3 protein-coding genes and 1 pseudogene are annotated in these 2,044 nt (G+C 57.8%); all 4 read right to left on the reverse strand.

Going from position 1 to position 2,044, the window contains the following annotated elements; genetic code table 11:
* Nucleotides 1-210 (reverse strand): annotated as a pseudogene (locus B3D39_RS07305) (replication-associated recombination protein A); the annotation flags it as partial.
* 86 nt (nucleotides 211-296) lie between these two features.
* The gene (locus B3D39_RS07310; protein ID WP_078540198.1) at nucleotides 297-887 is read right to left on the reverse strand and encodes an acyl-homoserine-lactone synthase; all 591 of its coding nucleotides are present in this window, start codon (nucleotides 885-887) and stop codon (nucleotides 297-299) included.
* Nucleotides 888-939: 52 nt separating this feature from the next.
* Nucleotides 940-1,551: an autoinducer binding domain-containing protein gene (locus tag B3D39_RS07315; RefSeq protein ID WP_078521787.1), complete on the reverse strand. Its 612-nt coding sequence runs from the start codon at nucleotides 1,549-1,551 to the stop codon at nucleotides 940-942.
* Between the two features lie 245 nt (nucleotides 1,552-1,796).
* A partial coding sequence (gene rplQ, locus B3D39_RS07320) for a 50S ribosomal protein L17 (protein WP_286789558.1) occupies nucleotides 1,797-2,044 on the reverse strand: 248 nt, incomplete at its 5' end.

The following is a 2,044-nucleotide window of genomic DNA, read 5'->3' on the forward strand; positions in this document are numbered from 1 at the left end:
GGTCTTGCCGACCCCCGGCGGCCCCCAGAGGATCAGAGAGCCGAGCGAGCCTGCAGCCAGCATCGCCCCCAAAGGCCCGTCAGGACCAAGCACCTGTTCCTGACCGATCACCTCACCCAGAGTTTTTGGGCGGATGCGATCAGCGAGCGGGCGCGGCGCTTCGGGCGCAGGCGCATTGGGATCGGGGGGCGTGTCGAATAGGTCGGCCATGATGGCGTGAACCTAGTGTCTCGGTCCGCCAACGAAAAGCCCCCGCGCGTGTGGGGCGCACGGGGGCTCTAATCTTTCCCATCCCTTTAATGAAGGTTTTGGGAGAAGTTCATCGATACGACCTGATTTTTGATTCCGTCGATCTCCATCACCGGTCCCATCGCAGTCATGTCCACGCCAACCCGACCCGCCCAACGCGGCCAATTCGCGTTCAGAAGGGTAAGGGCGGAGCTTGCGCCGAGTTCACGCGCCGAATTGCCGATTTCCTGCACGAGACGCGCATGAACCTTGCGGCGCATCGCCATCGGGACGTCATGGGACACGAAGAGACGCGAGCTTTCCCAGACGGTCTCACTGACCGGAGCCTCGTCATAGAGAAGATTGGACGGGATCGTCGCGAGCAGCCCCCGCTGCGCATCGCGGATCATGTAGCTATAGATCCCGCAGGTCGTCGTCGTGGGCGTCAGACGGTTGCCTGCCAGCACCTTGCCCAACTCGTCATGGACGACCACCCAGCGGCTCGCCGGGGTGTCATACTGGTCATATTCCATGCCCATCGCTTCTGGGAGATCCCATTTATTCTGGACAATGAAGAGCTCGCGCCTGGCGCGCAGCATGTTTGCGAAAAGCTCACCGTGATTATGAAAATTGGTGAACGAAAGCGTAGTGGTCTGCATGTCTTCCTCCTGCAGGTTAGTCACAGTACAGCCGTGCGGAGGGTCAACAACACTATAACAGGCGGAAATCCTTTGCGCGCTGAATAGCTTCGGCGGTCGTCCGAGCCATCAGTCTTGCGCGCGCAGAATTCAGCCGCGCCTTGAGCGCGCTTTCCGAAATTCCAAGTTTCGCGGCCGCCGCCGCGTGTCGGTCACCCCCAGCAACACAGCGCAGGGCTTCGATCTGAGCTCTCGTGAGTTCCTCAGGCGGTTGAGTCATGTCGTGCAATTCACGCACGATAAGCTCAAAGGTCTCGATCTCGGGTAGGTCGAATTCCCGATCATCGCGCGCCATGCTTGCGATAGTACGGGACCGGATCGGGCCGCATGAGACTGTCGCCCCGTAGATCAGACCATAGTGTTTGGCCTCATCGAAGAGACGGAAAGGATCGGGTAACCGCGGGTCGCTCCACCGGATTGAGCCGGTCTCGCTAAACCCCCAAGCAGTCATAGGGTCACGGAGCACATAGCCGTTTGCGGTATAATGATCGAGCCAGGCTTTGTCGTAAGTCTGGAACGTCATCAAAGGCGCCGTAAAACGAATATGCAGTCCAACAAAATAACCGCTTGGAGCTAAACGATCCAAGTCACGAAGTTTCAAATCGATTCTGCTCTGTATCGACATATCTTTTTAGACAGTTTGGAATTAACCCGGTCAACTTAAAAGTGTTCGCGCCGTGCGGAGTTCGCTCCGACAGTGACATTACGTCCCTACCCGCCCACGCGCTTACACTCGCGAATGCGCATCATCTGCGCAATAACCTTTTGCGTGAGAAATGCGGGAAAATGCAGGCGGAAATAAGAAAATCCCGCCTAATAGGCGGGATTTCGCAATTCTCATTGATTTCGCAGGGAAATCGGTCGCGAGGATCAATCCTCGGCAGCCTCTTCGGCTTCGACGCGTGCCTTATCTGCCGCACCTTTTGCGTCCAGATCGCGCTCGACGAATTCGATGATCGCCATCGGAGCCATGTCGCCGTAACGGAAACCGGCTTTCATAATGCGAACGTAGCCGCCCTGACGGTCCTTGTAGCGCGGGCCGAGGATGTCGAAGAGTTTCGCGACATACTGGTCCTGCTTGAGCTGCGAGGCCGCCTGACGGCGTGCGTGCAGATCAA

This window comes from Thioclava sp. UBA3469 (genome assembly GCF_002378135.1).
Classification (GTDB): Bacteria; Pseudomonadota; Alphaproteobacteria; order Rhodobacterales; family Rhodobacteraceae; genus Thioclava; species Thioclava sediminum.